Source organism: uncultured Flavobacterium sp., assembly GCF_937967675.1.
GTDB lineage: Bacteria > Bacteroidota > Bacteroidia > Flavobacteriales > Flavobacteriaceae > Flavobacterium.
Window position 1 is genome coordinate 1 of sequence record NZ_CALBSN010000027.1, and the last position, 6,550, is coordinate 6,550.

Below are 6,550 nucleotides of genomic sequence, written 5' to 3' on the forward strand. Positions count from 1 at the left end.
CGCAGACACATTTGTGGTTAATCAAAGTTTGGTTCTCCGCATCAACATTTGTGGTAAAAATCGCCACCTTCGCCAAGCCGCAAAACGTTACCTGCTATGTTAGAAAGACGACCATACAAGACAACGACACGTTTTGACGGACTGACATTCTATATTAGCGGACAAACGGGGATGCCGAAAACCGACCAGAGTAGGCACAACAAAAAACAATTTTTAATATGGCATTAAGCTGGTATCAATGCAAAAATTGCGGGACTTCTATTAAGAAGGACTCAAGCCCAAGCACCTCTGGTTGCTCGGCAAAAACGTTTCACTCTTGGACAAAGTTGGGTGAGGTTGGCGACACGAACTACAGTTGTAAAAAGTGTGGCACAACAATTCAAACCAAATCATCTCCAAGCACATCGGGTTGCCCAAGTTCAACTTTTCACTCTTGGACAAAACTCTAAAAGATTTAATCGGTGGTGTCTACGCCACCACCGATTTTTTAAGGACACGAATAATTTAGAATGGAAGCATCAACAACAATAAAACAAATGTTAGCAGGGAACAGAATTTTTGTTCCTACTTATCAAAGAGCATATTCTTGGGACACAGAATTTGAAAAAAGCAAAGCACCAAAACAGGTTAATGTTTTTTTATCGGATTTGGAGGACTACAACAAAAGTTCAACAAGATCATTTTACTACTTCGGACACTTTCTATTTGAAGAAAAACCCGACAAAAAATTTGGCGTTATTGACGGACAACAACGCCTTACAACAATTGTAATTTTTCTTTCTGCACTTTTCAAGCGACTAAGTTCTATTAGAAAACTCACAGAAACCGAACAGGAAATTTTTGAAGACATTATCAAACGAAATTCAACCTATCGTTTTGAAACAGTTGACTACGATAAACAACTTTTCAAAGATTATGTTATTGACCAAACAAAAAAAGACAAGAACGGACTTGAAACTGCTTCAGCAAAAAGAATTGTAAACGCTTTTGACTTCTTCACTTCACAATTAGAAAGCAAAGACGAATCCTATTTGCTTAAAATGCTGAATACAGTGCAAAATGCTACTTGCACAACACACCCGGTTAAGGACGAATCAGAAGCCATACAGATGTTTATTTTCCAAAACAATAGAGGCAAGAAACCTTCAAACTTGGAAATAATCAAAGCTCAATTTATGTTCAACGTTCATCTTTACGGTGGCGAAGAAAAGGAATCACTAATTGAAGAAATCAAAAACCGCTTTGAAAAAATCTACAAATCTATTTCGTCAATAGAATACAACATCAACGAAGATGATGTTTTGGTTTACACTTTAAGAGTTCATTTCAATTCACTTTGGGAAACAAACGCAATTGAAAAAATCAATAAGCTACTTTCAGACGGAAACCCAATTCCATTTATAAAATCATTCACACATTCGTTAGCAATCAGTTTTGAGCATCTAACAACATTCTTCGGCAAAGACGAAAGAGAACAATTAGAAATTCATTCACTAATAACACTTGGAGGAATTGGAATCGCAATTCCTTTTGTAATCAAGGCTTACAAATTCGGTTTGCCGACAAATACGATAAATCAACTTTGCAGTAAACTCGAATCAATCGTTTTACGACATCGTTTAATTGGAACAAGAGCAGACATTACTTCGAGAGTAAATGATGTTTTCCAAAATTTCACCGCTGAAAAACCCGACATTAAACCAATCATTGACAGAATAGACTGGATGAAAAAAACTGGTGGCGATTCTTGGTGGTGGGCATATTGGAATGACACAGAATTTGAACGTTCAATTCAGGCAGCAGTCCCACACTCGACAGCAAAATATCTTCTTTGGAAATACGAAAACCATTTAGAAGGGCAAGGCAAAAGCGGTTATTCACCAACTCGTTTTGACAAAATAGATAGCCCAGAATTAGAACACATTGCACCACAGACACCGACAGACGGAAAGCCAGTTGCCGCAGGTTATTGTGAATATGACGAGGAGTTCAAACAACAATACATTGACTGTTTAGGCAACTATTTATTACTCTCAAAATCTCATAACTGCTCCGTTGGTAACAACCCATTTGCCGACAAGAGAGCAACATATAATCACTTGGCACAACAGCGAGAAATTCAAGAAATGACTAAGGACAACTTGACTTGGACAAAGCAAGAAATTCAAAAACGCAAAGAGAAAATTATTACTTTTTTAAAGGACAACGTATGACAACTGACAGAAACACAGCAGGTAACACGGGTTTTGCGTCAGGCGGGGTGAAGTGCAAACTTGGAGCTTTGTGCTTCTATTCAAGTTCAGTGATGGTTGACAGTTTTGTGCTCCGAAACCCGCCCGAACGCAAAGCCCGAAAACGTTATAAGCCATTTTAAAAAGACAACAATATGCAAGTAATCCGATTTGACCTAACGACATTTGAAGACCTACACACGTATGGTCTAACAAATATCCTAAACGAACTTTTCAATTTTATGCAGACAGAAATTGTTAAGGGTAACGTAATTGTTATTGAAAGAAGATATTCAAATGCACAACCCGACACTGCTCATTCAATAAGAAACGACCAAGAACTAACTGAATTTAAAAACAAATTCTAATGGAATACAAATATGACATTGCTTTATCATTTGCAGGTGAAGACAGAGAATATGTTGACAAGGTTGCTCAAATACTCAAAGACAAAGGTGTTCGTGTATTCTATGACAAGTTTGAAGAAGTTGACTTATGGGGCAAAGACTTAGGTATCCACTTTGACTATGTTTACAGACGACAATCAAAATATTTCGTGCCATTTATTTCTGTCCATTACGAACAAAAAATTTGGACAAACTACGAAGTGAGAACAGCTATTGCTCGTGCCATAGAAAACAAAGAAGAATACATTTTGCCAGTTAGATTTGACAAAACTGAACTTGACGGAATTCGTTCAACGCTTGGCTATCTTGACATAAGCAAAATTTCGCCTGAAGAACTGGCAAATAAAATTTTACAGAAGTTAGGTAGCGAGGCAAATGTTCCAGTTCCAGAAAAAGAGGAACCGAAAGGGCAGATTTATCTTTCTACATATTTACAAGTAAGCGAGTTTTATGGAATGACAGGGATAATGATCGGAGTAACAGTAACAAACACAGTTAAAGATTATAGATACTTTGGACCACCATACTTCAAAATTAGTCAGCCACTTCACGGAACGGCTGACACATTTCAACTAATGGATGCAGTTACGCCAGTAAGTTTCCCAAAACGAATGGAATACGGAGAACAATATCAAATAATGTATAATTTGAAACAAGGCTTCCTTGACCAAATGAAAAATTTTGTTGGACAAGATGTAACATTAACAGCATTTGTCGGGACAACGGTTGGAGAAAAGTTCAGCTCAAATCCAATGAACATTGACGACCTTTTTAAATTTAAGAATGGACAATAAGAATGAAAATAATTCTTCAATAATACCTATTGGCTCGACTGACTTAGTAAGAGTTGGTAACTCTATTGAAGTAACAAAAAAGATTTTAAGTGAATTTAAAGAAAGGGAATTAGAAAGAATCCACTTTAAAGGAAATCTGTTTAATGAAATAAAAGAAATAGGAAGTATAAGGGCAATTTCAGCATTTAGTGATAATGAATTTCAAATAGCCACGAATGAAGAAAGCTCCATTGCGAGGTTTGATGTAAAAAACAATACTATCAAGGATAAAATAAAATTCAACGGACATTTTGAATTTGTTGCTTTTGACAATGTTAGAAATACAGGAGCCATAGCATCAGGCAAGACCATTTACATTACATCAAATGGTAGTGGGAAAATAATTCAAAAACTTGAAGGACATACAAGAGAAATTAATATTCTAACCTTTAGTAAAGATGGTAAACAACTTTTTAGCGGGAGTAGTGATAAAACTATAAGAATTTGGGAAACTGAAAGTTGGCAATGTGCTAATATATTGGAAGGTCACGAATGGCTTGTAAATTCTTTGAAGTTAACGAGTGACGACAAATATTTGTATAGTGGTGGTTGGGACGCATTTATAATAAAATGGGATTTGCAAACTTTTAAAGAAGTTGACAGGTTTAATTCAGGAAATATTGGCGGTATTAAATGTTTGGAATTAACTAATGATGACAAACATATTATATCAGGCGGTGGCGATAAAATAGTTAGAATATTTAATTCGTCTAATTTTAAAATCGTTTCAGAATTAAAGGGTCACACTGATTTTGTATCTTGTTTAAGTGTATCAAATGACGGTAAACTTTTGGCATCTGGTGGATGGGACGGACAGATATTTATTTGGTTTTTTTCAGAACAAGAGTTAATCAATTCCTGCCAAGCCCATAAAGGTCGTATAAACGCAATAAAATTCAGCAATGATGGCAAATATTTAATGTCAGGTTGTTCAGATAAACTTTTAAAATGTTGGGTATAATATGCAAACAGAAGCAGTATTTGACAATATAGCTGAAAGAATTCAGCAAGAAATAAGTAAAGCACAAAAATCTGTTTTTATTGCAGTTGCTTGGTTTACCAATAAAAATCTTTTTAATGAATTAGTAAATAAAGCAAGAAGCGGTTGCACCGTTTCTCTCATTATTTCCAACGACAAAATAAACCTTAATTCATCTATTGATTTCGAACAGTTACTTACTGACAAATCAAAAGTTTATAAAATAGGCAACGGTAATACCGAATTAATGCATAATAAATTTTGTGTCATTGATTATAGTACCGTAATCACAGGGTCATACAACTGGAGCTATAAAGCAGAAAGCAATTTTGAGAACGTAATCATTACAAGTAATGACACAACATTAGCCGAGCAGTTTATTTCTGAATTCAATAATATTCGCAGACAATATTATCCTGATGCTATAAATGAAGAGATTGTTTTTCCATTAAACAAAATCATTAAACGGTTAGAAATTCTCAAAAACTATATACTTCTTGAAGATATTGAAGAATTAAACAAGGAAAGTTCAAAACTTAAGGAATACGATTTCAACTCTGACTTACAAGATATTATTGAAGATATTAAGAAAGAAGAATTTGGTTCAGCAATAAATAAAATTCAAAATTTCATTTCAAAAAATCAGCAACTTTCAATCTGGACAGACCCCGAAATTGCAGCACTAAAACTTGAAATTAAGAATTTAGAAAACCAACTTAACGGGTATGACAATGAAAAGATAGAACTTGAAAAACTACTTTCTGAATTTCAACATCGCCACACAATTGAATTAGGCGACATTCTACTTGATATTTTGAAATTACGTAAACTGAAATTCAAATCAGACAAAACAAAATATGAGGAAGCTGAAAATGACGAAAGGCAATATCGTGAACAGGTCGACACCGAAAAGGAAAAGGAAATCTTTGAATTAACAGACGAGCAAAAATTAGAACTCAAAAAGAAATTTAGGAAAGCCACAGTTTTATGTCATCCCGACAAAGTAGCGGATGAATTTAAGGAAGCAGCCCAAAGAATTTTTATTGAGCTGAAACAAGCTTATGATGCAAATGACTTGAAAAAGGTTTCTGAGATACTTGATGACCTTGAAAAAGGAAATTTCTTCAAAACAAAATCTGAGACTGTTCAAGAAAAAGACCTATTAAAAGCAGCAATTGCTAAACTAAAAAGACAGATTAAAATTCTTGAAACTGAAATTATTACCATAAAGGAAAGTGAAACATTTAAGACAATAATTAGCATTGAAGACTGGGACGACTATTTCCAAAGGACAAAAGAGAAATTACAGCGAGAACTCGAAGAATTACAACTTGAAATTGAAGCTTAATGGACGGTAACAAAATTATAAAAGTCAATAATTTGCCTTCTGTACAGAGATTAGAAGTATCTCTCAAGTTAACTGATAAAATCTTGGCTATATCCAAAAAGGAGTGGTGGGATAATTTAGAATTGAATTGGAAAATTATCCTTCTATCGAATTACTGTTTTAACTATGACAAACATATTAAATGGAATTTACGTGACTGTGATATTGAATGTCCTGCTATGGATAGAGAGCGATCAAGTGAAGAATATCTTATAGGTTTTGCAAAATGGGTTTGGGGTTCAGATTTCCCTTTTAATGAATATATTGTCAATGTTCCTCGTGATATTTTAAATTTTATTATAAACGACACAAGATTTTTATGGTGTGCTGACATTAAGGTGGAAACCATAAATCCGCTAAAGAAACTAAGTAAATTGAAAGACGTTCAAGGCATAGTTTGTCATATCAATGAAAAAGAAAAAGCGGAAATCACAATGAATTATGACTTTTTTCAATGGTTTGACACAATCGATAATCGAAATGAAGAAATTGGTAAAAAGAAGAGCTGGGAAGAATATAATGAAAATAAAAACGGCTTATAACAGGCGTTTGGCTCAATGGCGGGTGAAGTGGTTAATTGAACATTCTACCTCGCATCAACTTTTGTGGTGTATTGACAGTTTTGCGCTCCGAAATCCGCCACTGCGCCAAGCGCCAAAACGTCAGGCTGTGAAAAAACTCTCATTTCTTCTAAAAACTCTTATTTCACAAAG

7 protein-coding genes are annotated in these 6,550 nt (G+C 34.6%); all 7 read left to right on the plus strand.

The genetic code is table 11. The annotated features are described in order from the left end of the window. The first annotated feature begins 509 nt into the window (after window positions 1-509). Entirely contained in the window at window positions 510-2,213 is a 1,704-nt protein-coding gene (locus Q0075_RS01570) for a DUF262 domain-containing HNH endonuclease family protein (RefSeq protein ID WP_297867987.1), read from the plus strand. 173 nt (window positions 2,214-2,386) lie between these two features. Then, window positions 2,387-2,599, plus strand: a complete 213-nt coding sequence (locus Q0075_RS01575; RefSeq protein ID WP_297867988.1) for a hypothetical protein — start codon at window positions 2,387-2,389, stop codon at window positions 2,597-2,599. After that, window positions 2,599-3,432 carry a TIR domain-containing protein gene (locus tag Q0075_RS01580; protein ID WP_297867989.1) on the plus strand — a complete coding sequence of 278 codons (834 nt, stop codon included), beginning with the start codon at window positions 2,599-2,601 and terminating at the stop codon, window positions 3,430-3,432. Before Q0075_RS01575 ends, Q0075_RS01580 begins: the two co-directional genes overlap by 1 nt. After that, on the plus strand, window positions 3,422-4,432 hold the full coding sequence (locus tag Q0075_RS01585) for a WD40 repeat domain-containing protein (protein ID WP_297867990.1): 1,011 nt from the start codon (window positions 3,422-3,424) through the stop codon (window positions 4,430-4,432). The genes Q0075_RS01580 and Q0075_RS01585 overlap by 11 nt, the downstream gene beginning before the upstream one ends. A gap of 1 nt (window position 4,433) precedes the next feature. Further along, window positions 4,434-5,798, plus strand: coding sequence for a phospholipase D-like domain-containing protein (locus Q0075_RS01590; RefSeq protein ID WP_297867991.1), 1,365 nt, complete (start codon window positions 4,434-4,436; stop codon window positions 5,796-5,798). Next, entirely contained in the window at window positions 5,798-6,379 is a 582-nt protein-coding gene (locus Q0075_RS01595; RefSeq protein ID WP_297867992.1) for a hypothetical protein, read from the plus strand. Before Q0075_RS01590 ends, Q0075_RS01595 begins: the two co-directional genes overlap by 1 nt. Further along, window positions 6,357-6,550 (plus strand): hypothetical protein (locus Q0075_RS01600; RefSeq protein WP_297867993.1); only part of this gene is annotated, 194 nt, incomplete at its 3' end. The genes Q0075_RS01595 and Q0075_RS01600, both read left to right, overlap by 23 nt.